This window comes from Collinsella intestinalis (genome assembly GCF_902501455.1).
In the GTDB taxonomy this organism is placed as follows: Bacteria; Actinomycetota; Coriobacteriia; order Coriobacteriales; family Coriobacteriaceae; genus Collinsella; species Collinsella intestinalis.
Genome location: NZ_CABWIC010000007.1, coordinates 318,982 through 344,313 on the forward strand (window position 1 = coordinate 318,982; position 25,332 = coordinate 344,313).

The window sequence follows — 25,332 nt, forward strand, 5'->3', positions numbered from 1 at the left end:
TCATGTATTTCGACGTTGCATCGGTCGTCGCCAATGACGATTTCACCCTGAGCCTTGTGTTCGAGGATGGAAAGAGCGGCATCTACGACATGAAGCCTCTGATTGGCAAGGGGCCTTGGGAGCACCTTGCCTCGCTATCTTTTTTCAAGACTGTTTCGATTGACTGTGGTACCGCGGTGTGGCCCGGGGATATCGATATCGCTCCGGAGGAGCTGTACGAGAATTGCATCGCCTAGACGAGTTTCGGTGACGTAGGTGTTCAGGCGCTTGGACTTTCGTCAATTTACAGTGTGCTTTTTCGGCGCGTGGGCGCGATTTGGCACGGAGCGGTACAATCTATCAGCCACATGCCCGGCGGAATGGTAACGGTCGCCGGGTTCAATCATGAAAGGGGCACCTATGCCAACTGAGAATCGTTCCACCACGGAACCGGCTCGCGCCACCGACTTTGGCGCAGATTCCTTCGTCTTCACCTCCGAGTCGGTCACCGAGGGCCATCCCGACAAGATCGCGGACCAGATCTCCGACGCCGTGCTCGACGCCATTCTGGCCAAGGAGGCCGAGCTCGAGGCCAAGGGCTACGTGGCGCCCAACGGCCAGCCCGCCAAGCTCGAGAACGTCCGCTGCGCCTGCGAGACCTTTGTCACCACCGGCACCGTGATCGTTGCCGGCGAGATTCGCACCGAGGCCTACATCGACGTTCAGAACATCGCACGCGAGGTCATCCGCCGCATCGGGTACGATCGCGCCAAGTTCGGCTTTGACTGCGACACCTGCGGCGTGCTCAACCTCATTCACGAGCAGAGCCCCGACATCGCGCAGGGCGTGGACGAGTCCTTCGACGCCCAGGCCGGCCGCACCACCGACCCGCTCGACCTCATCGGCGCGGGCGACCAGGGCATGATGTTCGGCTACGCGTCCAACGAGACCCCCACGCTCATGCCCATGCCGCACTACCTGTCCAGCCGTCTGGCCGAGCGTCTCGCCGCGGTGCGCCACGATGGCACGTTGCCGTACCTGCGCCCCGACGGCAAGACCCAGGTCACCGTGCGCTACGAGGGCGGCAAGCCCGTCGCCGTCGAGACCATCGTCATCTCCACGCAGCATGCGCCCGAGATCGAGGACATGTCCATCATCGAGGCCGACATGCGCGAGCACGTGATTGCGCCCGTCATGGAGGCCGCCGGCATCTCCTGGGAGGGCGCGGACCTCTATGTGAACCCCACCGGTCGCTTCGTGGTAGGCGGCCCTATGGGCGACACCGGCCTCACCGGCCGCAAGATCATCGTCGACACCTACGGCGGCATGGGCCGCCACGGCGGCGGTGCCTTCTCGGGCAAGGACTGCACCAAGGTGGACCGTTCCGCCGCGTACGCCGCCCGTTGGGTGGCCAAAAACGTGGTCGCCGCCGGCTTGGCCGAGCGTTGCGAGATCGAGCTCGCCTACGCCATCGGCGTGAGCTACCCGCTGTCCATCATGGTCGATACGTTCGGCACCGGACGCGTCGATGAGGCCACGATCACCGAGGCCGTCAAGCGCGTGTTCGACCTGCGCCCGGGCGCGATCATCCGCGACCTGGACCTGCGTCGTCCCATCTACGAGAAGACGGCTGCCTACGGTCACTTTGGCCGTGAGGACGCGGACTTCACCTGGGAGCGCACCGACCGTGTGGCGGAGCTCCGCGCCGCCTGCGGGCTGGCCGAGTAGCCAATTTCGCATGAGGGGCCAGGATTCGCTCTTTCCCGAACTGAATACGGCCGATCAGGGGGCGTCTGCGCAAGCGGGCGCCCTTTGCCCCCTGGGAGGGGCGGCGCCCGGGGGAGACGGTGCGCCGGTAGAGTCTGGGCCCGTTTTAGGCTATGTCTCCGTCGTGATCGATATCCCCGCTCGCGCGCTGTCCGAGCCCTTTGCGTATGGGGTGCTCGAGGCGCTTGACGAGGCCTGCCAGGTGGGCGCCACGGTTCTCGTTCCGTTTGGTCGGCGCGTCGAGGCGGGGTACGTTGTCGCGCGCTCCGAGTCGCTGGGAAAGCTCCCTGGTGCGGAGGGTCTCGAGCTGTCTCGCATCAAGCCTGTTCGCGAGGTCGTTGCCGCCCCGGCGTTCTCTGCCGCCTCTGCCGAGCTCGCGTTTTGGATGGGCCGCGAATATGTGGCGCCTCTCTCCGAGTGCCTGCGCCTGCTGCTGCCCCCGGGCGGTGCCGGCAAGGTCGTGCGGCGGGAAGATGGCTCGTATGCATATGAACCGCCGACCGTCACGTCCGTTACCGTGCGTTGGGTGAGTCTCACCGAGGAGGGACGGTCGTTCGAACCCGCCGAGCGTGCGGTGCGCCAGCGCCAGCTCATCGATGCGCTTTCCTGTGGCCCGGTCACCACGCGCGAACTCAACCTCATGAACGGCGACCTGTCCACCGCGATCCGCTCGCTCGAGAAGCGCGGCGTGGTGACGGTGGAGGAGCGCCGCAGCTGGCGCGGATGCGAGGGCTCCACCACGCTTTCCTCCGCAAACGCATCCGCGCCCAAAGAGCTCACGGCCGGGCAGCAAAACGCCCTCAACGCGATCGCGCGGGCTACCGAGGCCGCGTCCGGTGACGTGGTCCTGGTGGACGGCGTGACCGGTTCGGGCAAGACCGAGGTGTATCTGGCCGCCATCGAGCGCGTTCTGGCACATGGTCGCTCGGCCTGTGTGCTCGTGCCCGAGATCTCGCTCACGGCGCAGACTGTTGGTCGCTTCCGCTCGCGTTTCGGCGACGCGGTGGCGGTGTTTCACTCGCGCCTTTCCGCGGGCGAGCGCCTCGACCAGTGGGATATGGTTCGTTCGGGTGCGGCCCGCGTGGTGGTGGGCGCGCGCTCGGCGCTCTTCTGCCCGCTTGCCGACCTCGGCCTCATCGTCATCGACGAGGAGCATGAGCAGAGCTACAAGCAGGGAAGCAGCCCGCGCTACCACGCGCGCGAGGTGGCTGCCAAGTTGGCGCAGCTCCATGGGTGCGCCCTTGTGCTGGGGTCCGCCACGCCGTCGGCCGAGGCGCTCGCACGCTGTGAGGCCGGTGGCCACGGGGGTGCCCGCTGGACCCGGGTCGAGATGCCCGAGCGCCCCGGTACGGCGCGCCTTCCCGAGGTTATCGTGGCCGACCTGAGGCGCGAGTTCGCCTCCGGCAGCCGTTCGATTTTCTCGAAGCCCCTGCTCGATGCGCTCGACGAGGTCGTGGAGAGGCGTCAAAAGGCCGTGCTGCTCCATAACCGACGTGGGTTTGCGAGTTTTCTCATGTGCCGGGAGTGCGGGTGTGTGCCCACGTGCAAGCACTGCTCCACGGCGCTCACCTACCATGAGCGCACCCATACGCTCGAGTGTCACACCTGCGGTTCCTCGTATCGTGTGCGGCCGTACCCCGAGTACGGCAGCGCTTGCCCCAAGTGTGGGAGTCGCTACCTCGCCAAAATGGGGCTGGGAACCCAGCAGGTTGAGGACGCCCTGCGAGCGCTGTTGCCCGAGGACGTGGCGGTGATTCGCATGGACGCCGATTCGACGCGCACCAAGGGCGCGCATCAAAAGCTGCTCGAGCAGTTCGACGCCGCCGAGTGCGCGGTGCTGCTCGGCACGCAGATGATCGCCAAGGGCCTTGATTTCCCCGAGGTGACGCTCGTGGGCGTGATCAACGCCGACTACGCCCTCAAGATGCCCGATTTTCGTGCGGGGGAGCGCGCGTTCGATCTGCTCGAACAGGTTGCCGGTCGCGCCGGTCGCGGAGAGGACCCGGGTCGCGTGATCATCCAGACGTACCTGCCCGATGAGCCGGTCATCCGCGCGGTAAAGACGCACGACCGCTCTGTGTTCACGGAGCACGATCTGGGCATGCGCCGTGAGGCCCTGTATCCGCCGTATGTGCGGCTCGCCAACGTGCTGGTGTGGGGCAAAGATGAGCGCGCGGCTCGAGGTCTGGTCATGCGCATTGCAGAGGAGCTGCGTGTCGAGTTTGGCTTGGACGCGGCACCCATGCTGCACCCGGTGGTCGAGACGGGGAGTGCCGGCGTTGAGTTTTCGTCTCGCGAGCTGCTGAGCCGCCCGCAGATTTTGGGCCCCACGCCGTGTGTGATCGAGCGGGCCAAGGACCGATATCGTTTCCACATCATCGTCAAGGCGCCGCTCAACTGCGACCTATCCGGGGTTCTCTCCGCAGCGGTCTCGCGCGCCGGCACGCGTCCCGGCGTGAGTATCGCCGTCGACGTCGACGCCTACGACCTCATGTAGCGTGTTCCAAATGGGGACAGGTACAAATTGAGACATTTCAAAACGCTGCTCGTCCACGGGGCGGACAGCTGGGCGCCGCTCGCGACCGCAGAATGTCTCAATTTGTACCTGTCCCCATTTGCGCCATTCGCGCCTGCGGGGCTGGTGGAGATGCTTCGCGCGCACATATCGCCCATCACCTCGGCGGGCAATGCGGGTACTATAGAACACGGTGAATACGTGCGGGTTTGCGCCCGCGTACGAAAGGAAGACCATGGAGATCAACGGTATCGTTCTGTCGCCGGACCCGCGTCTGCGCCAGGAGTGCGCCGAGGTCGAGGAGATCAATTCCGACCTTCGCGCCCTGGTTGAGCGCATGAAGGTCCAGATGTTCGAGAACGGCGGCTGTGGCCTGGCCGCCCCGCAGGTGGGCGAGACCATCCAGCTCGCCATCGTGGACACCGAGTACACCTCCGAGAAGGATTACGACCCCTACGTCCTCATCAACCCCGTGATCGTGGAGCAGTCCGACAACCTCGTGCCCTACAACGAGGGCTGCCTGTCCATCCCGGGCATCAATTGCGAGATTCGCCGTCCCGATCACGTGGTGGTCGAGGCCTACAACCTCGATGGCGAGTGCATTCGCTATGAGGCCGCCGGCGACCTGTTCTGCGTGTGCCTGCAGCACGAGATCGACCATCTGCACGGCAAGACAATGTTCGAGCGCCTGCTTCCGCAGCAGCGCATGCACGCTATGAGGCAGTACCAGGACGCGCTCGCCCGCGGCGCCAAGCCCGGCGAGACGGAGTAGCCATGCGCGTCGTCTTTATGGGTACGCCCGCCTTTGCCGTTCCGTCCCTGCGTAAGCTCGCCGCGGCTCACGAGGTTGCCCTGGTGCTCACGCGTCCGGACGCCGTGCGTTCGCGCGGCAAGAAGCTCGAGCCGTCACCGGTGAAGGAGGCCGCACTCGAGCTCGGCCTGCCCGTGATGGAGGCCAATCGCATGACGCCCGAGGTCCTCGACGCCCTGCGCGCTGCCGAGGCCGAGATCTTTTGCGTTGCCGCCTACGGTTGCATCCTGCCCGACGAGGTGCTCACCATGGCTCCTTTGGGCTGTGTGAACGTTCATGCCTCGCTGCTGCCGCGTTGGCGCGGTGCGGCTCCCATCCAACGTTCCATCCTGGAGGGAGATGCCGAGACCGGCGTGTCCATCATGCGTATCGGCCACGGCGTGGACACGGGTGCGTATTGCGCCCAGGCGAGTTGCGCGGTCCCCGGTAAGTCCGCCGACGAGCTGACGGCCGAGCTGGCCGAGCTCGGCGGCGATTTGCTGGTGAGCTCGCTGCCTGCCATCGCGGACGGTTCGGCCGTCTGGACCGAGCAGGACGAGGCGCTCGTGACGCATGCCGCCAAGATCGCCAAGGCGGAGCTGCGCCTCGATCCGGCTGCTGGGGCCCTGGAGAACATCCGTCGCGTTATGGCCTCCTCCAACGCGGCGCCCGCGCGCTGCGTGATCGCCGGCAAGCCCGTGCGCGTGATGCGCGCCGCAGCCGTCGATGCCGCCTCGCCCAGTGTGGCAGCCGGCTCGTTCACCGTGAAGGGCGGGCGTGTCTATATGGGTTGCGCCGATGGTTCGCTTGAACTCATCTCAATCAAGCCGGATGGCAAGCGCGAGATGGACGCCAAGTCCTGGGCCGCCGGCCAGCGTGAGGATGACGGGGCATGGGGTTGCCTTGAGTAAGACGGCCAAACTGTCTCCGGGGCGCCTTGTTGCCCTGCGCATTTTGATCGCCGCCCGCGAGTCGGGGCGCTATGCCCGCGAGCTCGCCGCCGACGCCTGCGCATCCGCTTCGCTCGACACGCGCGATGCCGCCTTTGCGCGCCGTCTCGCGCTGGGTGTCACGGGTTGCAGCGGTTGCTTGGACGACGCTCTCAACAGCGTGCTCGACGATCCGCGCTCGCTTACGGCCGACGTGCGCGATGCGCTGCGTATCGGTGCGTATGAGCTGCTCTACCTGGGGACTTCGCCGCAGGTCGTGGTGAGCCAGGGCGTGGAGCTCGCGCGCATGTGCGCTCATGGGGCCGCCGGCCTCGCCAATGCGGTGTTGCGTCGCGTAGCGGAAGGGGCGAATGCCTTCCTCGCCGCCAAGGATGCTTCCGAGCAGCATCGCGCGATGGTGTCGTGCGCCCGTCGCGCCGGCTTGCCCACATGGCTCGTGCGTAGGATTGTCGACTCGCTGGGGGAGGAGCGCGCGCAAGCCATGTTTGCGTGTCAGCTCGAGCCTGCTCCCATCGCGGTGCAGGTCAATCCGTTGCGCTCCGAAGCGGTAGAAGATGCCCTCGCCGCCGATGGCGCTCGATCGTTGGAGCTTCCCGGTGCGTATACGGTCGACCGCGTGAGTGAGCTCGTGCGTTCGAATGCCTTTGCGCATGCAGATGCCGTCGCCTCCGATTATCACGCGCAGCTCATTGCCGCCGCGGTTACGCGCGAGGGGTCCTGCCTCGAGATTGGCGCCGGTCGCGGCACCAAGACGTTCATGATGCTCGCCCATGCCGAACGCCGAAATCTTGATCACGAGCATGTTGCGCTCGACTTGTACGAGGGTAAATGCCAGGCGAATGCGCAGCGCATCGAGTGCTCGGGGCTGGGGGAGATCTTTACGGCCGCGGGTGATGCCACCGACTTGGACGCGTGTCTTGCCGCGTATGACGAGCAGCTGGGTCGAACCGCGCTGTTCGACACCGTGTTTGTGGATGCGCCGTGCTCGGGTACGGGCACCATGCGCCGCCATGGGGAGATCCCCTGGCGACTCACGCCTCAGGAGTGCGATCGCGACCTTCCCGAGCTTCAGCTTGAGTTACTGCGGGAGGCTGCGCGCCGCGTTGGCGCTGGCGGGCAGCTCATCTACGCGACGTGTTCGGTGCTGCGTGCCGAGAACAGCCAAGTGGTTACCCAGTTCCTCGGGTCGTCGGAAGGGGAGGGCTTTGCCCCCATGCCGCTGTCCGATGCCCTTGCCGCCGCTGGCCCCGCGTATTCGGGCGCTGTCGAGGACATCGCCGCACACGAGATTCCGATCGGGACCTTCCAGAGCTACCCGCACCAGGGCGGTTTCGACGGCCACTTCTGCGCCCGCTTCATCCGCGTCTAAGTCGCCACGTCTCAAATGGGGACAGGTACAAATTGAGACCTTTTGGGCTGAGGCTTCAAGCTCGATGCCCAATGCAAAACAGCCGGAGGCATTGCCCCCGGCTGATTTGTTGCAATTTGTACCTGTCCCCAAATGAGACAGTTTAGCCCTGGCAGCAGCTGCAGCTGCCGTTGGTCGCGCTGGTGCAGGAGCCGCCGCCGCGCTGATCGGTGTTGTAAAAGCCCGAGCCCTCGAACTTGATCCCGCTGGCGCTGAAGACCTTGTCGGCGGAGCCTCCGCAGGTGGGGCATAAGACCTTGGGGCGCTCGGTCATGCCGTGCTCAACCTCGAAGACGTTTCCGCACGACGTGCAGCGGTAATCATAACGTGCCATGGTGATGACATCCTTCCTTGCTGTTGTTCCCCGTCGCTAAGCAGGCACCGCGTGTCGTGTCCGATAGGGGAGACGCGCGGCGCCCGTTTGCGCTCGGGCGTATTCGTTCGCACGATGGTTACTGTACCCAAAAGAGTCTCGTGCGATGTGAGGGGTTTATGCTCTCGTACGTCCGGTCTCGGAAAGCACCCCTGCGATCTTGCGCTCGTAGTCGCAGATCAAGCCCTCATTGGCCTGCCAGCTCCAGTTGCCCTCGGCCACGCCTGGCACGTTCATGCGAGCATCGTCGCCAAGGCAGAGCAGGTCTTGCAGTTGCATCATGACGAGCGTCGCCGGGCTGTCAAGCGCATGGCGCATGATTTCGCCCGCCAGGTAACGCGCGCCCTGCTCGTCGCCATTGGAGCAGAACGACTTCTGACAGAACCCGACGAGCGTCGAGGTGTCGTGCGTCGAGGTGTAGAGGACCTTCTCATTGTGCGGCCAGATTTGCTTGCGGATGTCGTAGTCCGCGAACTCCAGAACGTCCATTCCGGAAAAACCGCAGCTTGCAAGCAGGGCGCGCACACCGGGAGTGAGAATGCCCAGGTCCTCGGCGATAAGCGGCAGCGGTCCGAACTCCTCGAATGCGCGCTGGAACAACTCGATGCCCGGTCCCGGCATCCAGGTGCCATCTGCTCCGGTGCCTCTTGCGGGAATCGCAAAATAGTTATGGAAGCCCAGGAAGTGGTCGAGGCGCACGCGGTCGTACAGCTTGAACGAGCGGCGTAGGCGGGCAAGCCACCATACGTATCCGTCTTTGCACATATGATCCCAGTTGTAGGTGGGATTGCCCCAAACCTGTCCGGTGGCTGAGAAGCGATCCGGCGGGACTCCCGCGATCTCGTAGGGCATGCCGTCCTTGCCGAGTGAGAACATCTCGGGTTCGCTCCACGCGTCGGCTGAATCGTCCGAGACGTACATCGGGATGTCGCCGACGATCTCAATGCCCTTCTCGTGCGCGTAAGCGAGCATCTCGGTCCATTCGCGCTCAAAGCGGAACTGGACAAAGGCATGGTAACGGGCGCGATCGGCGAAGCGTGCATCGGCGAAGATGTCGACGTGGTAGCGACGCAGCTCGTCGGGCCAGCTATGACGGCTGATGCCGTTCATGGCGTCCTTGACGGCCATGAACGCGCAGTACGGGTCGAGCCAGCTCTCATTCTCACGAGCGAACTCGAAGAACTCTCGGTTGGTAAAGCCCCCTTCCGCCTTGAAGCGCTCGAAGGCGTGTTTGAGCTCGGTGCTCGTTTCCTCCAGCAGATTGGGGTTTCCCGCGAAGGCGGACGGTCCGGCGTAGGGGGATCCAAAGGAGTCTGTGGGATTGACCGGCAAGACCTGCCAATAGCGCAGGCCGGTGGCAGCGAGATGATCGATAAAGCGGCGAGCGGGTGCGCCGAGGGTGCCCGCGCGACCTGCGTTGGGAAGTGAGGTGATATGCGCGATGACGCCGGCGCCGCGCTTGAGCGGCTTTTGCAGGCGCTGCTCCTTACTGGAATACACCACGGCCGATCCGAGTGGCCATAGGCGTACCTCCGCGCAGTCATCGGCCCCTCGCTTGAGGTCGGTGCCCGAGACGAGATCGAGCGCAAAATCCCCCTCGATGGGAACGCGCACGGAGCGCGCATCGGACAGGCTGTGATTGATGAGGACGCTTGCGACCTGGCCATCCGATCCGCGACGGCGGTAGCACAGCACGTCGTCGTTGTACGCGAACGCATCGAGTGTCCCGTCAACGAGGAAGGGGAGTGCACGGCGCAACATGATGGTGTTTCGAACCATGTTGAGCATGTCGCGGTCATGTACGGCGTCGGGTGTGGGCAGCGTGCGGCGGTTTCCGGGATCGGAGAGGCCCTCGAGGGCGTATTCGTCGCCGTAATAGATGGAGGGGACGCCAGGAAGCGTCATCTGCATGAGCGTGGCGAGCCAGAAACGTCCCTTGGCCAGGCCCATAGAATTCTCGTCGAGGCGGAAGCGACCGCGCTCCTCCTCGGGCAGCTGGCTCTCGTCGGGGCCGCCGCCGAGCACGGAGGCAATGCGCGGCTTGTCGTGGCTGCCGAGCAGGTTGAGGCAGCAGGCCAGCGCCTCGGGCGGGTAGTTTTCACGCAGCGTCTCGATGCGCTCGGCGCACTGGTAGGCGTTCTCCCCGTAAACGAGAAAACCCAGTATGGCATCGCGCAGCGGGTAGTTCATGGCCGAGTCGAGCTCGTCACCCAGCAGGTATTTGCGCAGCTTGCCGTAGGCGAGTTTGTTAGATGCATCCTCCCAGACCTCGCCGAGCAACAGGCCGTCGGGGCGTTCCTCAAGCACCGCTGCTTTGATGTCCGCGATAAGCTCATCCGAGAGCTCATCGGCCACGTCGAGACGCCAGCCGCGTGCACCGGCGCGCAGCCAGGTGCGGACCACGCCGTTTTCACCGAGTAGCAGTTCGCGTACACGATCGGACTTCTCGTTGAGGTCGGGCATGTTCTCGATGCCCCACCAGGAGCTGTATGTCCCGTCTTCGTTCCAGCAATACGCGTCATGCCAGGGAGAGTCTTCGCCCTGCCATGCGCCCTTGCCGGGGTAGTTCCCAAAGCGGTTGAAGTAGATGGAGTCGTCTCCCGTGTGGTTGAACACGCCGTCGAGAATGAGCGAGATTCCTAGCTTGTCGGCGTCCTGGGCGAGGCGACGGAAGTCCTCCTCGGTTCCGAGCATGGGGTCGATCGTGAAGTAGTCGGCCGTGTCGTAGCGGTGATTACTCTGCGCTTCGAAGATGGGGTTGAGGTAGATCGTCGTGACGCCCATGGCGTGCAGGCGGAAGAGGTCCCGGCGGATCCCCTCGAGCGATCCGCCGTAGAAGTCCCAGCTCTTGATGGATTTGTCCTCGTTGCGCTCGTATACCGGCGGTTTGTCCCAGTCCATCACCAGGTGCTTGCCAGGGCCCTTGCGGGGCTTGTTGACGACGGCCTGGGCGCGCTCGAGCCAGTGCTCGTCGCGCGCGTAACGATCGGGGAAAATCTGGTATACGATGCCGCGCTCGTACCAAGCGGGACGGGTTTTGCGGTGCTTATACACGGTGATTTGGAACGAGGGGACGTCTGCGCGGTCGGTATAGGTGACCGACTCTCCGCCCGTGGCGCCATCGCGCGCGCCGACCTTGAGCATCGACCCATCGGTGCATGTCACGCGGAAGCTGTACCATAAGATGCACGGTTCGGAGCAGTCGATGGACGCTACCAGGGTGTTGGATTCACCGAGGGTCATTGGGATGAGCTCTTCGCCGCGATCGTCGACCCATGTGCGAGCTTCACCTTTGAGGAATCTGGCATCGGCGTCTTCGACACGCAATGTGAGATGAACGGTGGTTCCGGCAACAACAGCGCCAAACGGTACGCGATATTCCGATCGGCGTGAATTATGAAAAAGCCTCATGAGACAGCTAACTAAACGAACGGATAATGCCTGTTCATTATACAGGTTGCAGTGGGTTGGTTCACTGCCGGCGGTCGGGCGTCCTTTGGGGATTCGAGGCGCCTGTACATGAAAATGGCCGAGGGAATATCGCCCTCGGCCCGTATAGCGCGGCTGGATGTGCGCGCGTCTCTTATTTGCGCTTGCCCCTGCGGGTTGCCTTGGGAACGACCTTGGTCGTCGAGGTGGCGGGCTTCTTCACGGGCGTCGCTGCGGGCTCATCAACGGGAGCGATCTCGGGTTCGGCTGGCTGTGCTTCCTTGGTGGGCTTTACCTCTTCGGTCGGGGCAGCTTCGGTCTCGGATTGCGGCAGAGGGATGTCAGGGCGCAGGTTGTGATACATCGACATGTAGACGTCGGCCGAACGAGTCCAGCTGAAGTCCGCGGCCATGGCGTTGTCCACGAGCTTGTTGAATGCGGCGCGATCGTCCCAGAACAGGTGTGCGGCGCGGAAGACGGTGTCGGCCATCTCGTCGCCGTTGAAGTTTGCGAACGAGAAGCCGGTGCCCTCGCCTGTGAACTGGTTGTACGGTGCGACGGTGTCCTTCAGGCCGCCGGTTTCGCGCACGATGGGCAGGGTGCCGTAGCGCATGGCGATCATCTGCGACAGGCCGCAGGGCTCGAACAAGGACGGCATGAGGAACAGATCGGCGCCCGCGTACATGCGCTGGGACAGCGCGGGGTCGAACTGGATGCGCGCGGCCATGGTTCCGGGGTACTTGCCCTCGAAGTAGCGCAGCGCGTTCTCATAGTCGGTATCGCCGGTGCCGAGCACGGCCACCTGGACACCGCCGGAAAGGATCCGGTCGAGCGCGTACGTGACCAGGTCCATGCCTTTCTGGCGGGTGAGTCGCGTGACCATGACCATGAGAGGACGGTCATCGCGGACCTCCAGACCGAGCTCCTCCTGTAGTCGGGCCTTGCAAACGGCCTTGCCGGAACGGTCGCTGGCGGTGAACTGCGCGGGGATGCGCTGGTCGGTGGCGGGGTCGAAGCCCACGGTATCGATGCCGTTGACGATGCCCTGCAGAATCGGTGCGCGGCGCCGCAGGATCCCATCGAGGCCCTCGCCGAACTCGCCCGTCTTGATCTCCTCGGCGTACGTGGGGGAGACGGTCGTGATGGCGTCGGTGTAGTTGAGGGCGCCCTGCATGTAGTTGACGGCGTCGGGACCGCAGGTGAGCTGGAAGGCAGCTGCGGGAATATGCGCCAGGCCCAGAATGTCGTTCAGCACCTTGGCGCTGTACTGACCCTGGAACGCTATGTTGTGGATGGAGAACACCGTCTTGATGCTCTGGTAGAACGGCGAGGCCTGGTAGAACTCGCGCAGGAACACGGGGGCCATGGCGGTGTGCCAGTCGTTGCAGTGCAGGACATCGCACGTGAACCCGTTCAGAACCCCGGGCAGGTACTGGAGGGTCTCGACGATGGCCTTGGAGAAGAAGGCGAAGCGCTCTCCGTCGTCGAAGAACCCGTACGGATAGCCACGGCTGAAGTAACGCTCGTTGTCGATGAACAGGTAGTCGACGCCGAGGTGGTTGAGGCGCTCGATGCCGCAGTACTCATTGCGCCAGCCGAGTGGGACATAGAAGTCGCACAGGTGCTCCATGCGGTCCTTGTACTCCTGGGCGATGGTGTCGTATTTCGGAACGAGCACGACGACCTCGGCGCCCGCGGCTTTGAGGGCCTGGGGCAGGGAGCCCGCCACGTCGCCGAGGCCGCCGGTCTTCACGAAGGGCGCGGCTTCGGCGCTGGCAAATGCGACATGGAGTTTCTGCTGGGGGGATTCGGTCATATGGATGCCAATCTCTTGATGCGCGCGTTGCTTCGCGGCGTCGAGTTCAGTGATTCTGTGCGGATACGCCGCCTGAGTCGTGTGCTCGAGGCGGCGTATTTATCATATGCGCGCCTGGTGTGCCTCAGGCGCGTCGGCTGCGCGTGCGGCCCTAATTCTCGATTGCGACCTTGGGTACCACGAGCACGTTGTCGGGCGTACCGGTGAGGACGGTCCCGGCTTCCACGACGTTGTTCTTGTCCACGATGGCGTTCTCGACGCGCGCGCCGCGCTTGATGACACAACCCTGCATGATGATGGAGTTGGCCACGTAGGCGCCGCTCTCGACGATGACGTCGCGCGAGAGGGTGGAGCCGCGCACGGTGCCGTCGATGCGGCAGCCTGCGGAGATGAACGAGTTGGTGGCGTTGGAGCCGGAGCTGTACTTCGCGGGCGGCGTGTCGTGAGCCTTGGTCATGATCGGGCGGCTGTGCGTGAACAGCTGGTGCATGACGTCGGGGTTGAGCATTTCCATGCTCCGCTGGTAATAGCTCTCCTCGTTGAACATGCCGACGGCGAGGCCCTTGAACTCGTAGGTGCACACGTCGATGCGACCGAAGTCGGGGCGGATGGCGTCGAACAGGTCGAGGTAGTCGAGCGTCTCGTACTGCTCGCAAAGCTCGAGGAGCAGGTCGCGGTTGATGATGAAGCAGTCGAGGAACTGGTTATCGCCGTAGGCGCAGCCGCTCTTAAGGTCGGTGACGCGGCCGTTCTCGTTGATGTCGAGCTTGGTGACGTCCTCGAGCTGGCGGTCGGCCTTTTTGTAGATCATCGTCACGCCGGAGCCGCTGCGCTCGTGCGCATCGATGACGGCGGAGAGGTCCATGTTGAAGACGATGTTGGTCGCGCTCATGACCACGTAGGGCTCGCTGGCGCGCTGGAACAGTATCTTGTTGGTGTTGATGTCGCGCAGCAGGAAGCGGATGCCCTTTTTGGCGGTGCCGTAAGCGCTGCCCTGGAGTAGGAACAGACCGCCCTTCTTGCGATCGAGCTCCCACTCGCGTCCGCTGCCGAGGTGGTCGACGAGCGAACGGTAATTGCCCGGAAGCACCACGCCGACGGTGCGGATTCCCGCGTTCATCATGTTGGACAGCGGGAAGTCGATGAGGCGGTAGCGGCCCATGAACGGGATGGAAGCGAGCGGACGGCATTCAAGCAGGTGGCTGTGCTCTTTGCTCGTGTAGTTGGCAGTGATGTAGCCGATGGCCTTGCGGTTGATCATCGGATCATTCCCCCTTCCCGATGACGACGTCGTTTCCAACGACGGCGGTATCCTTGGTCATATCGACGCTTCCGAGCTTGACGCCCTCTTCCACGACGGCGTTCTCGCCCAGGATGGCGCGCACGACGTGCGCCCCGTCCTTCACGATGGCTCCCGGCAGCAACACAGAATCCTCGACGATGGCGCGCTCGCCCACCACGCAGTCTGTGGAGAGAATCGAGTGGCGCGCGGTGCCGTAGACGCGGCAGCCGTTGGAGACGAGGCAGTCGTCAACGCGACCCTCGGGTCCGATGAAGTGGGGAGGACGGGTCGAGTCGTTGCTCATGACCGGGAAGGACTTGTCGAACAGGTCGAACTCGGGGTTGTCGCCGAGCAGGTCCATCGAGGTCTCGTGGAAGCTCGCGATGGTGCCGACGTCCTTCCAGAAGCCATGGAACTCGTACGTGTGCAGGCGTTTTCCCTCGGCGAGCAGCTTGGGGATGATGTCGTTGCCAAAGTCGTGGCTGGAGCGCTGGTCGACGGCGTCCTCCTCGAGCGCCTTCACGAGCACGTCAGTGGAGAAGATGTAGATGCCCATGGAGGCGAGGTTCGAATCGGGCTTCTCCGGCTTCTCGGTGAACTTTACGATGCGGCCGTCTTCGGGGTCGGCGGTGATGATGCCGAAGCGGCTGGCCTCCTCCCACGGTACGGGCATGACCGAGACGGTGAGGTCGGCGTTGTGCTCGATGTGGCTCTCGAGCATCTTGCGGTAGTCCATGCGATACAGGTGATCGCCGGACAGGATGAGCACGTACTTGGGGTCGTGGTTCTTGATGTAATTGAGGTTCTGCGTGATCGCGTCGGCGGTGCCGGCATACCATGCGCCGCCGTCCTGCGTGGCGTAGGGCGGCAGGATGGAAACGCCGCTGCCGTGCTCGGCGAGGTCCCACGCGCGGCCAGAGCCGATGTACTCATGGAGCTGGTACGGACGGTACTGGGTCAGCACGCCCACGGTGTCGATGCCGGAGTTTGCGCAGTTCGACAGCGAGAAGTCGATGATGCGGAACTTGCCGCCGAAGCTGACGGCCGGTTTTGCGATCTTAGAGGTGAGGGCCATCAGTCGGCTGCCTTGGCCTCCCGCGAGGAGCATCGCGATGCATTCTTTGCTTGCCATCAATCTCTCCCTTTATCCGTTGGATGGTTGCGGATGTCTTGTGCGGGATATCCGTGTCCGGAGGCGGCTCCCCCGTCTTCGCCGCTTCCGTCGCCTTATTGGTGCGCCGGCCGTTTCCCAGCGCGCCGCACCTCCTTTATGCGTGCCAAATCTCGTCGCGGTATTCGCGGATGGTTCGGTCGGAGGAGAACCAGCCGGACATCGCGGTGTTGTGCAGCGCGCGGCGGTTCCAGTCCTGGGTCTCGGGATAGGTCGCGGTGAGCTTTTCCCAAGCGTCCACATAGGAGTGGAAGTCCTTGAGCACCAGGTCGTAGTCGTTGTTGAACATGAGCTCATGATGGATGCTCTCGAAGTTGCCGGATTGAGCGGCGAAGGTGCCATCGACGAGTTGGTCGATGATGCGGCCGAGGCGCGCGCGATCGGAGTTGACGACATCCCAGGCGAAGTACTGGCCGGAGGCGCGCAGGGCGTCGACCTCGGGCGTGGTGAGGCCGAAGATCGCCTCGTTCTCGCGGCCCGCCAGATCGACGATCTCGATGTTCGCGCCGTCCATCGTGCCGAGCGTGAGGGCGCCGTTCATCATGAGCTTCATGTTCGAAGTGCCGGAGGCCTCCTTGCCGGCCGTGGAGATCTGCTCGGAGATTTCGGCGGCAGGGTAGATGAGCTGGGCGTTCGAGACGCGGAAGTTCGGGATGAAGCAGACCTTCATGACGTCGTTGACGCGCGGGTCGTTGTTGACGACCTCGGCCACACCGTTGATCAGGCGGATGACTTCCTTGGCGAAGGTGTAGCTCGAGGCGGCTTTGCCCGAGAAGATGAAGGTGGTGGGCTGAATCTTGAAATTCGGATCGGCGAGACGACGGTTGTAGAGGTCCATGACCTTCATGATGTTCAGGAGCTGGCGCTTGTAGGCGTGGAAGCGCTTGACCTGGACGTCGAAGACCGTGTTCGGGTCGATGGTGAGCCCACACTCGCGCTTGACGTAGTCGGCCAGGCGCTGCTTGTTGGCGAGCTTGGAGGCGCCGACGCGCTCAAGGAAAGAGGCATCGCCTTCGAAGGCGGTGAGCTTCTCGAGTTCGCGGGCGTCGTCGAGCCAGCCGTCGCCGATTGCCTCGGTCACGAGTTTGGCGTAGGTGGGGTTGGCCTCAGCGAAGAAGCGACGATGGCTGATGCCGTTAGTCTTGTTGTTGAACATCTCCGGGCGCATGGCCGCGAAGTCCTTGAGCGTGCTCGCCTTGAGGATGTCGGAGTGGATCTTTGCGACGCCGTTGACGGAGTGGCTGCAGATTACGGACAGGTTGGCCATACGGACCTCGCCATCCCACAGGACGGCGGTCGCGCGCAGTCGTTCGGCGCTCTCGGGCTTGCTCATGTCGAAGCTCTCGCGCCAGCGACGGTTAATCTCGTCGATGATCTGGTACACGCGGGGCAGCAGGGTGGAGAAGGTGGAGATGGGCCACTTCTCGAGAGCCTCGGGCAGGATGGTGTGGTTGGTGTAGGACACCGCGTTCGTCACGATCTCCCAAGCGTCGTCCCAGGTCAGGCACTCTTCGTCCATGAGGATGCGCATGAGCTCGGGTCCGCACATCGCCGGGTGCGTATCGTTGGTATGGATGGCCACATAGCGGGGCAGCTCGTTCCAGGCCTTGCCGTGCTCGCGCACAAAGGTGTCGAGGAGGGTGCGGATACCCGCGGCAACGAATAGGTACTCCTGCTTGAGGCGAAGCAGGCGGCCGTGCTCGCCGGCGTCGTTGGGATACAAGATGGCGGAGATGGCCTCGGCATTTGCACGGTCGCGGTCGGCGCCGGTGTAGTCGCCGGCGTTGAAGGCGTCGAGATCGAAATGGTCGTCGATGGGCTCGGCGCTCCAGCAGCGCAGCTTGTTGACGGTCTCGCCGCCGTAACCGACGATCGGAATGTCGTAAGGCACGGCCAGGACGTCATCGGTCCCCTCAACGGAGTAGAAGGTGCGGTCGCCCTCCTGGCGTGAGACGACGTAGCCGCCGAAGCCGATGCGAACGGCCTTGTCGGGGCGCTTGACCTCCCAGGGATAGCCCTTGGAGAGCCATTCATCGGCTACTTCGACCTGACGGCCATCGACGATTTCCTGCTTGAAGAGGCCGTAGCGATAGCGCATGCCGTTGCCGTAGCCCGCGATGCCCTCGTGGGCCATCGAGTCGAGGAAGCATGCGGCGAGGCGACCGAGGCCGCCGTTGCCCAGGGCCGGATCGGGCTCCTGGCGCTCGATCTCGTCGAGATCGCCGCCCATGTCGGCGATGGCGTCGGCCACGAGGTCACGAATGCCGAGGTTCAGCAGGTAGTTGTCGAGCAGGCGACCGATGAGGAACTCGATGGAGAAGTAGTAGACACGCTTCTTGCCCTCGGTGCGGTTGCGCTCGTCGGTTTTGGCGGCAATGACGCGAGCATCGCCGGCGACCATGTTGGCCAGCGCGGTGAAGCGGTCGATATCGCTCGTATCCTCGAACTCCTTGCCGGACAGTGCGCGCACGTGCTGGCGGTACTGCTCGATGAACTGCTCTTTGTTCTCGTAGATCTTATCCATGGTTTCCTTTCGAGAAGGGGTCGGGTTGGTGATAGTCGCAAGCGCGCACGATCGGCCCGGCGTGCGGTTGCGTCATCGTGGGCGCGAGGCGCTCCGAAGTCGGTGCTTACTTCGCGCGGGATGTCCTGGTTTTGGACGCGGCCTTTGTCTTTGGCGTCTTTGCCTTGGGAGGCTTGTAGGAGGAGGCGCGGCGACGGCGGTAGACCAGGCCGGCGAGGCCGGGAACGGCGATCTCGATTGAGTTGTCGCGCATGTTCCAGGGCTCGGGTTTGGAGGAGGCCATGTCGACCACCGGAAAGCCGGATCCGCCAAAGGCCGGATTGTCCGTATTGAAGACGAGCTCCCAATCGCCCTCGCGCGGGGTTCCCACGCGATAGGTCTCGTAGGATGCCGGGTCGAAGTTGATCAGGATGAGCAGGTCGTCGGCCGGCTTATCGCCGTGGCGCACGAAGCTCACAATGGACTGCTCGGAGTTGTTGGCATCGATCCATTCGAAGCCCTGCTCGGTATAGGCGTTTTGCCACAGTCCGCGCTGCTTGGTGTAGAAGTGGTTGAGTGCCTCGATAAAGCGCTGTTGAGCGCCGTGGGTGGCGTCGAAGTCTTTGGCGAGGAACCACTCGATGGACTCGTAGTAGCGCCATTCGATCTGCTGGGCGATCTCGTCACCCATGAAGGAGAGCTTGGCTCCGGGGTGGGTCATCTGGTAGAAGGCGAGCGTACGCAGACCGGCGAAACGGCGCCAGTCGTCGCCCGGCATGCGTCCGATCAGAGAGCACTTGCCGTTCACGACCTCATCGTGCGACAGCGGCAGGATAAAGTTCTCCGAGAAGGCGTACATGATGGAGAAGGTGAGCAGGCTGTGGTTGCCCGGGCGCCAAGGGAAGTCACACTGCATGTAGTGCAGGGTGTCGTTCATCCAGCCCATATCCCATTTGAGGTGGAATCCCAGGCCGCCGTCCTCTGCGGGATAGGTGACCAGGGGCCATGCGGTGGATTCCTCGGCGATCATCATGACATCGGGGAATTCCTTGCCCACGGCGCAGTTGACCTGGCGGATAAACGCGGAGGCGTCGAGGTCCTCCTCGGTGCCGTATTTGTTGAACTTCTTGTCCGCTGGGTTGTTCACGCCGAAGTTGAGATAGAGCATGCTCGATACGCCATCCATGCGGATGCCGTCGACATGGAACTGTTCGATCCAGAAGAGGGCGTTGGACACGAGGAAGCTGCGAACCTCGGGGCGGGAGAAATCGAACTTGTGTGTGCCCCAGTTGGGGTGAATCTCGCGTTCGAAGAGCATGCGGCCGTTGAAGGTCGCAAGTCCCTCGGCGTTGGCGCAAAAGCCCCCGGGAACCCAGTCCAGAATCACTCCGATACCGGCCTTGTGGCAGGCGTCGACGAAGTGCATGAGCTGTTGGGGGGTGCCGTAACGAGAGGTTGCTGCGAAGTATCCCGTAGCCTGATATCCCCAAGATCCGTCGAAGGGGTGCTCGGAGAGGGGCATGACCTCGATATGGGTATAGCCCATCTTCTTGACGTAAGCCACGAGCTCATCGGAGAGGTCGTCGTAGGTGTAGTACGTTCCGCGTTGCGCCGGGAACGGATCGCCGGGGCCGGGCCAGGTGCCGTCTTCGCGTGGCTCGCCCTGCGGTTCGTTGCCATGGCGCTTCCAGGAGCCCAGGTGCACCTCATAAATGTTGAGCGGGCTCTTCATGATGTCGCGCTCGGCGCGGCGATTCAGCCATGTGGCATCTTTCCAGGTGTATCCACCGAGGTCCCAGAGCTTGGATGCTGTTCCAGGGCAAGTCTCAGCGTAGAAACCGAACGGGTCGGCCTTCCAGAGGAGCTCCCCCGCATCGGTTTCGATCACGTATTTGTAAAGCGATCCCTGCTCAAGGTCGGGGACGAAGGTCTCCCATATATCGCTATTGCCGGCACGTGTGAGCGGCGTTGCCTTGGGGTCCCAGCCGTTGAAATCACCGACGACGTGCACGCTTGAGACCTGAGGGGCCCAAACGCGGAAAAGCCAGCCTTCGGAGTTGCCTTGAACGTCTTTGTGGGCGCCCATCTTTTCCCACGCGCGCTGCCACATGCCGGTTCCGAACAGGTGGATGTCGTCATCCGTGAGCATGAGGTTGGGTTGTGCAGCGGCAACGGGCCCCTTGGCGAGTCCTTGGGCCTTGCGCTCTGTCTTATTGGCGGTCTTCGATGTGATGGCCATCTCAACCTTCCGATCGTATGCGCGGCGTTCTGCCGTAAACCAACGATACGTCTCGGGCTCGGCATGCGTACTTAGACGGAAGGGGACGCAGATGTGCTGCGTTCGTTCCACTCGCATCGACGCATGTGGAACCAGTGACGATACTTACCGTATCACTCGTTCATCACAAAATAGACAAGAATGCGGCAATCGGTATAAATCGCCCCATGGGTGAAACAATCACATTTTAGCTTGACATGCTGGGCTTTTTGGTAAATACCCCGTAAGCAAGGGGTTTGATAAGCAACCTACTGTAAGGGCCTGTTTTGAGCTGCGTTTGCCGCGCGCATGATCGCGAAATATTGGGTAAGATGGCAATTTGTCCGTAATTGTGCTATGCGTCAGGTGGTCTTATATGAAAGGCATGAGCAGCGTCCTCGAAACCCAAGCGGATGCGTTGCGCGTCCTTCTTGTCGGAGGCTCACCGCAGACCTGCGATGCCGTGTTTCTCAAGCACCTGTATGCCGGCTGCGATTTGGTCGTGGCAGTGGATCGGGGTCTCGATGCGGTGCTGGATGCCGGACTGCCATGTGACTTGTTCTGTGGCGACGCGGACTCGGTGGGCGCTCGCGGCCTGTTGGCGGTTCGTCGTTGCGAAGAGGGAGAACCCTCTGAAGTTTTGGCCGTCGAACGTTATGACCCGTATAAGGATTTTACCGACCTTTCGCTCGCCCTTCGCGCGATCGATTCGCGTTGGGGGAGCGTCGAGCTGGTGTGCACGTGCCTGACGGGGGGACGGCCCGATCACGCCCTCGCAGCACTTGGCTGCATCTTGAGATGGGACGGCCCGGTTTGCCTCGAGGAACAGGACTTTTCCGGTCGCCTGCTCAGGGCGGGCGCGTCATGGCAGATGACGGGCTTTCAGGGTTCGACGTTTTCGTTCGTATGTCTGAGTCCCGTCGGGGTCGTATCCGAGCGGGGGATGGAGTGGGAGCTCGATCACAAACGCGTCGAGCTGTTGAGCGATTTGGGCATCTCGAATATCGTCACGGATGATGCCGAAGTGACTTGCCATGAAGGCGCCATCGCGGCGTATCTCATTCGCTGACGCGTGCAAGTAGTTTTGAAAAGCTAACGGCCCCGGAGATCGTCTGTCTCCGGGGCCGTTGCCATGAACGCGTTCTCGCGCGGGTTGCCAGGCTGTTAGCCCATGTAGTCCACGACGTCGATCCAGCTCATGAGGAATTCATCGTTGACGTCGGTGCGCTTACGGGAGAGCTCGGCGGCGGCGACGATGGACATCCACTGGCGGACGACCTGCATCGGGACGTCGGCGCGGTCGCAGTACAGTTCGAGATAGGCATCGGCCTGCTGCTTGTCGTTAAGGGCGAACAGCAGGTAGGTCATGGCTGCGTCGGCGGCAGGGGAGCCCTGAGTCGCGTGGGCCCAGTCGCAGACGTAGAGCTGGCCGTCCTCGGCCACGATGACGTTGCTCGGGTTGAAGTCGCCGTGGCAGATCTGGAACTCCTTCTTCATACCGTCCAGACGCTCCATGAGGTTGTAGCGGGTGGTGGCGTTGATGTGCTGGAGGCCGTTGATCATACGGGCGTACTTGTCACGCTGACGGTTGAGCAGCGGGGAGCGCTCGGCGTGAATCTCGACCTGCAGGTCGACGAACTGCTCGAGGTACTCGTAGAACTTGGCGGGTTCGGCTGCCATCTTGTCGGCGAGCGTCACACCCGGGACCTTCTCGGTGAGCAGGCCCCAACCCTCACCGGCGACCTCGGAGACCTCGAGGGCCTTCGGGGCGCGGATGCCGGACTCGGAGATGCGGGCGAGGTTCAGGGCCTCGTTGAAGACATCGGAAGCCGGCTTGTTGGAGTTAAAGACCTTGGCGATCTTGTCGCCAAGGTCGTAGACCTTCTTGTTGGAGTGCTCGACGATAACGGTCTTGGACTCGGGCAGATTCATGGTGTGCCTTCCTTTCTGAATGGGTCTACGCCATCAATGGATCTACACCATCTTAGGACGCCCGTGCCGCCGCTCGCGATGAGTTGGGTGAGCGGCGGCAAACGGGCGGGAAGCGGATGCGCTTACAGGACGGCGTAGTCCTGGGGCTCACGGCCGTAGTAGGCGTCGAGGTAGAGCTCCTTGATCTCGCTCATCAGCGGGTAGCGCGGGTTGGCACCGGTGCACTGGTCGTTGAACGCCTGCTCGACCATCTCGTCGAGGGACTCGAGGAAGTAGGCCTCGTCCACGCCGTAGTCGGCGATGGTCTCCTTGATGCCGATGGTGGCCTTGAGCTCCTCGAGCTTGGCGCAGAAGTTCTCAAAGACCTCACGGTCGTCCTTGCCCTCGACGCCGCAGTAGCGGGCCATCTCGGCGTACGCGGCGAGCGCGTTGGGGTAGGGGTACTGGGAGAAGGTGCCCATCTTGACCGGGGCCTCGGCGGCGTTGTAGCGCATGACTCGGGTCAGGATGACGGCGTTGGCGATGCCGTGAGGCAGGTGGTGGAAGGCGCCGAGCTTGTGGGCCATGGAGTGGTTGAGGCCAAGGAAGGCGTTGGCGAAGGCCATGCCGGCCATGCAGGAGGCGTTGTGCATCTCCTCACGGGCGTGCGGGTCGTTGGCGCCGTTCTCGTAGGAGCTGGGAAGGTTCTCGAAGACGAGCTTCGCGGCCTTCATGGACAGGCCCTTGGTGTAGTCGGACGCCATGATGGAGACGTAGGACTCGATGGCGTGGGTCATCACGTCGATGCCGGAGGCGCTCGTGAGGCCCTTGGGGGCGGTCATGGCGTTGTCGACGTCGACGATGGCCATGTTCGGCAGCAGCGCGTAGTCGGCGAGCGGCCACTTGATGCCGGTGTCCTTGTCGGTGATGATCGCGAACGGGGTCACCTCGGAGCCGGTACCGGAGGAGGTGGGGACGGCCACGAAGTAGGCCTTCTTGCCCATCTCGGGGAAGGTGAAGATGCGCTTGCGGATGTCCATGAAGTCCATGGCCATATCCTCGAAGTTGCACTCCGGGTGCTCGTACATCATCCACATGATCTTGCCGGCGTCCATGGCGGAGCCGCCGCCGACGGCGATGATGACGTCAGGCTCGAAGAGGGCCATCTGGGCGGCACCGCGGCGAGCGCACTGCAGGGACGGATCGGGCTCGACGTCGTAGAAGCAGTCGTGCGCGATGCCCATGGAGTCGAGCTTGGCCTCGATGGCGCGGGTGTTGCCGTTCTTGAAGAGGAACTGGTCGGTGACGATGAAGGCGCGCTTCTTGCCCATCACGGTGCCGAGCTCGTCGAGGGCGACCGGCGTGGAGCCCTTCTTGAAGTAGACCTTCTCGGGAGCGCGGAACCACAGCATGTTCTCGCGGCGTTCGGCCACGGTCTTGACGTTGATCAAGTGCTTCACCCCAACATTCTCGGAGACGGAGTTGCCACCCCAGGAGCCGCAGCCCAGGGTGAGGGAGGGCTTCATGCCGAAGTTGTACAGGTCACCGATGCCGCCCTGGGAGGAGGGGGTGTTGATGACGATACGGCAGGCCTTCATGGTGTGCTCGAAGAGGGAGATCTTCTCGGCCTGGGCCGGGTGCACGTAGAGGGAGGCGGTGTGACCGGGGCCACCGGCGAGCACCAGGTGCTCGGCCATGTCGACGGCGGTCTGGAAATCGGGGGCCTTGTACATGGCCAGGACGGGGGAGAGCTTCTCGTGAGCGAACTCCTCCTTCTCCAGATCGACGGACGTGACCTCGGCGATCAGGATCTTGGTCTTGGCAGGGACCTCGATGCCGGCGAGCTCGGCGATCTTGGCGGCGGGCATGCCGGGGATGCGGTGGTCGAGCGCGCCGTTCTTGAACATGGCGGAGCGCAGGGCCTCCATCTCGGCGCCCTTCTTCACGAAGTAGCAACCGCGGCGGGCGAACTCGGCCTTGACCTCGTCATACACGGACTCGAGGACGGTCACGGACTGCTCGGAGGCGCAGATCATGCCGTTGTCGAAGGTCTTGGAGTGGATGATGGAGTTGACCGAGAGCTTGATGTCGGCGGTATCGTCGATGATGACGGGGGTGTTGCCGGCACCGACGCCCAGGGCGGGCTTGCCGGAGGAGTAGGCGGCCTTGACCATGCCGGGGCCACCGGTGGCCAGGATGATGTCGACGTCGGCCATGACCTTGTTGGTGAGGTCGATGGAGGGGACGTCCACCCAGCCGATGATGCCCTCGGGAGCGCCGGCCTTGACGGCGGCGTCGAGCACGAGCTTGGCGGCGGCGATGGTGCACTTGGCGGCAGCCGGGTGCGGGGAGATGATGATGGCGTTGCGGGTCTTCAGAGAGATGAGGCACTTGAAGATCGCGGTGGAGGTGGGGTTGGTGGTCGGGATGACCGCGCCCACGATGCCGATGGGCTCGGCGATCTTGGTGATGCCGTAGGCATCGTCGCGCTCGATCACGCCGCAGGTCTTGGTGTCCTTATACGCGTTGTAGATGTACTCGGCGGCATAGTGGTTCTTGATGACCTTGTCCTCGAGCACGCCGCGGCCGGTCTCCTCGACGGCCATCTTGGCCAGGGGGATGCGGGCCTTGTTGGCTGCCATAGCGGCCTCGTAGAAGATCTTGTCGACCTGCTCCTGGGAGTAGGTAGCAAAAATCCCCTGGGCCTCACGCATGTGCGCGAGCTTGGCCTCAAGGGATTCGATCGAATCTACGATTTCGGGGGCGGCGGCAACGGTAGGTTTCTTCGCCATTCTGCTCTCCTTTGCGAGAAGCGGGTTTTCCCAACAAGTCGTACTCTATAGTAATGAAACGCTTCATTATGGCGAATGGCGGATATTCAGCCGTAAACGGTCGAATGGAGCGCTTCAATAGCATGAAACATCACTATTTGTGTTTAAACCGTGGCGTATTCCCATCAACTGAAACGTTTCACTCATTTCATTGGAGATCTCAAAATGTGATCTCAATTGGGGACAGGTACAAATTGAGACGTTGATGTCTGTATTCCACAGGGCTTCCTTCAATCACATCTATATTTTGGTTTGTTCTGGCTATGTCGGTCAGATTTGGATTAGATACATGCGCAGACGGGTGGTCATGAAATTGTATTCTCGGCGCCATCGAGCCTATGACAGCAAGA

The 25,332-nt window shown here is 62.9% G+C and carries 16 protein-coding genes; 7 read left to right on the forward strand and 9 right to left on the reverse strand.

The window, feature by feature from the left end:
* Window positions 1-2 precede the first annotated feature (2 nt).
* The 6 genes from AOBCEHNH_RS02615 to AOBCEHNH_RS02640 all read left to right on the forward strand — a co-directional run bounded on the left by AOBCEHNH_RS02615 (window position 3) and on the right by AOBCEHNH_RS02640 (window position 7,370).
* Entirely contained in the window at window positions 3-236 is a 234-nt protein-coding gene (locus AOBCEHNH_RS02615; RefSeq protein WP_152063046.1) for a DUF2442 domain-containing protein, read from the forward strand.
* 163 nt (window positions 237-399) lie between these two features.
* Window positions 400-1,707 carry a methionine adenosyltransferase gene (gene metK, locus AOBCEHNH_RS02620; RefSeq protein WP_006722760.1) on the forward strand — a complete coding sequence of 436 codons (1,308 nt, stop codon included), beginning with the start codon at window positions 400-402 and terminating at the stop codon, window positions 1,705-1,707.
* A 10-nt stretch (window positions 1,708-1,717) separates the two neighbouring features.
* Window positions 1,718-4,243: a replication restart helicase PriA gene (priA, locus tag AOBCEHNH_RS02625; protein WP_152063047.1), complete on the forward strand. Its 2,526-nt coding sequence runs from the start codon at window positions 1,718-1,720 to the stop codon at window positions 4,241-4,243.
* A gap of 253 nt (window positions 4,244-4,496) precedes the next feature.
* Window positions 4,497-5,033, forward strand: a complete 537-nt coding sequence (gene def / locus AOBCEHNH_RS02630) for a peptide deformylase (RefSeq protein WP_152063048.1) — start codon at window positions 4,497-4,499, stop codon at window positions 5,031-5,033.
* 2 nt (window positions 5,034-5,035) lie between these two features.
* Complete coding sequence (gene fmt / locus AOBCEHNH_RS02635; RefSeq protein WP_152063049.1) at window positions 5,036-5,962, forward strand: methionyl-tRNA formyltransferase; 927 nt, start codon at window positions 5,036-5,038, stop codon at window positions 5,960-5,962.
* Window positions 5,955-7,370 carry an RsmB/NOP family class I SAM-dependent RNA methyltransferase gene (locus AOBCEHNH_RS02640; protein ID WP_193221155.1) on the forward strand — a complete coding sequence of 472 codons (1,416 nt, stop codon included), beginning with the start codon at window positions 5,955-5,957 and terminating at the stop codon, window positions 7,368-7,370. Before fmt ends, AOBCEHNH_RS02640 begins: the two co-directional genes overlap by 8 nt.
* Window positions 7,371-7,512: 142 nt before the next feature.
* On the opposite strand, the gene AOBCEHNH_RS02645 is transcribed toward AOBCEHNH_RS02640, so the two are convergent.
* From AOBCEHNH_RS02645 to glgB, 7 genes are all read right to left on the reverse strand, one after another.
* The gene (locus AOBCEHNH_RS02645) at window positions 7,513-7,743 is read right to left on the reverse strand and encodes an FmdB family zinc ribbon protein (RefSeq protein WP_152063051.1); all 231 of its coding nucleotides are present in this window, start codon (window positions 7,741-7,743) and stop codon (window positions 7,513-7,515) included.
* A gap of 156 nt (window positions 7,744-7,899) precedes the next feature.
* A complete protein-coding gene (locus AOBCEHNH_RS02650; protein WP_152063052.1) occupies window positions 7,900-11,193 on the reverse strand; it encodes a 4-alpha-glucanotransferase in 3,294 nt (1,097 codons plus the stop codon).
* 172 nt (window positions 11,194-11,365) lie between these two features.
* Complete coding sequence (gene glgA / locus AOBCEHNH_RS02655) at window positions 11,366-13,027, reverse strand: glycogen synthase GlgA (protein ID WP_152063053.1); 1,662 nt, start codon at window positions 13,025-13,027, stop codon at window positions 11,366-11,368.
* Window positions 13,028-13,178: 151 nt separating this feature from the next.
* Window positions 13,179-14,288, reverse strand: a complete 1,110-nt coding sequence (glgD, locus tag AOBCEHNH_RS02660) for a glucose-1-phosphate adenylyltransferase subunit GlgD (protein WP_152063054.1) — start codon at window positions 14,286-14,288, stop codon at window positions 13,179-13,181.
* A gap of 4 nt (window positions 14,289-14,292) precedes the next feature.
* Window positions 14,293-15,441 carry a glucose-1-phosphate adenylyltransferase gene (locus AOBCEHNH_RS02665; RefSeq protein WP_152063055.1) on the reverse strand — a complete coding sequence of 383 codons (1,149 nt, stop codon included), beginning with the start codon at window positions 15,439-15,441 and terminating at the stop codon, window positions 14,293-14,295.
* Window positions 15,442-15,577: 136 nt separating this feature from the next.
* The gene (locus AOBCEHNH_RS02670; RefSeq protein WP_152063056.1) at window positions 15,578-18,004 is read right to left on the reverse strand and encodes a glycogen/starch/alpha-glucan phosphorylase; all 2,427 of its coding nucleotides are present in this window, start codon (window positions 18,002-18,004) and stop codon (window positions 15,578-15,580) included.
* 106 nt (window positions 18,005-18,110) lie between these two features.
* Window positions 18,111-20,132, reverse strand: a complete 2,022-nt coding sequence (gene glgB, locus AOBCEHNH_RS02675; protein ID WP_193221186.1) for a 1,4-alpha-glucan branching protein GlgB — start codon at window positions 20,130-20,132, stop codon at window positions 18,111-18,113.
* Between the two features lie 484 nt (window positions 20,133-20,616).
* Here glgB and AOBCEHNH_RS02680 point away from each other — a divergent pair, with 484 nt between their 5' ends.
* Window positions 20,617-21,309: a thiamine diphosphokinase gene (locus AOBCEHNH_RS02680; protein ID WP_152063057.1), complete on the forward strand. Its 693-nt coding sequence runs from the start codon at window positions 20,617-20,619 to the stop codon at window positions 21,307-21,309.
* 95 nt (window positions 21,310-21,404) lie between these two features.
* Here AOBCEHNH_RS02680 and AOBCEHNH_RS02685 read toward each other — a convergent pair whose 3' ends face one another.
* A complete protein-coding gene (locus AOBCEHNH_RS02685; protein WP_006722737.1) occupies window positions 21,405-22,172 on the reverse strand; it encodes a phosphotransferase family protein in 768 nt (255 codons plus the stop codon).
* A gap of 122 nt (window positions 22,173-22,294) precedes the next feature.
* Window positions 22,295-24,943, reverse strand: a complete 2,649-nt coding sequence (gene adhE, locus AOBCEHNH_RS02690) for a bifunctional acetaldehyde-CoA/alcohol dehydrogenase (RefSeq protein ID WP_152063058.1) — start codon at window positions 24,941-24,943, stop codon at window positions 22,295-22,297.
* Window positions 24,944-25,332: the final 389 nt, after the last annotated feature.

Bases quoted from the DNA above. Each gene is read 5' to 3' on its own strand.
- AOBCEHNH_RS02680 (WP_152063057.1), top strand. From the start codon at position 20,617: ATGAAAGGCATGAGCAGCGTCCTCGAAACCCAAGCGGATGCGTTGCGC.
- metK (WP_006722760.1), top strand. From the start codon at position 400: ATGCCAACTGAGAATCGTTCCACCACGGAACCGGCTCGCGCCACCGAC.
- AOBCEHNH_RS02650 (WP_152063052.1), bottom strand. From the start codon at position 11,193: ATGAGGCTTTTTCATAATTCACGCCGATCGGAATATCGCGTACCGTTT.
- glgB (WP_193221186.1), bottom strand. From the start codon at position 20,132: ATGCTCACGGATGACGACATCCACCTGTTCGGAACCGGCATGTGGCAG.
- adhE (WP_152063058.1), bottom strand. From the start codon at position 24,943: ATGGCGAAGAAACCTACCGTTGCCGCCGCCCCCGAAATCGTAGATTCG.
- glgD (WP_152063054.1), bottom strand. From the start codon at position 14,288: ATGATCAACCGCAAGGCCATCGGCTACATCACTGCCAACTACACGAGC.
- AOBCEHNH_RS02645 (WP_152063051.1), bottom strand. From the start codon at position 7,743: ATGGCACGTTATGATTACCGCTGCACGTCGTGCGGAAACGTCTTCGAG.
- glgA (WP_152063053.1), bottom strand. From the start codon at position 13,027: ATGACCGAATCCCCCCAGCAGAAACTCCATGTCGCATTTGCCAGCGCC.
- AOBCEHNH_RS02615 (WP_152063046.1), top strand. From the start codon at position 3: ATGTATTTCGACGTTGCATCGGTCGTCGCCAATGACGATTTCACCCTG.
- def (WP_152063048.1), top strand. From the start codon at position 4,497: ATGGAGATCAACGGTATCGTTCTGTCGCCGGACCCGCGTCTGCGCCAG.
- AOBCEHNH_RS02665 (WP_152063055.1), bottom strand. From the start codon at position 15,441: ATGGCAAGCAAAGAATGCATCGCGATGCTCCTCGCGGGAGGCCAAGGC.
- AOBCEHNH_RS02685 (WP_006722737.1), bottom strand. From the start codon at position 22,172: ATGAATCTGCCCGAGTCCAAGACCGTTATCGTCGAGCACTCCAACAAG.
- fmt (WP_152063049.1), top strand. From the start codon at position 5,036: ATGCGCGTCGTCTTTATGGGTACGCCCGCCTTTGCCGTTCCGTCCCTG.
- priA (WP_152063047.1), top strand. From the start codon at position 1,718: ATGAGGGGCCAGGATTCGCTCTTTCCCGAACTGAATACGGCCGATCAG.
- AOBCEHNH_RS02670 (WP_152063056.1), bottom strand. From the start codon at position 18,004: ATGGATAAGATCTACGAGAACAAAGAGCAGTTCATCGAGCAGTACCGC.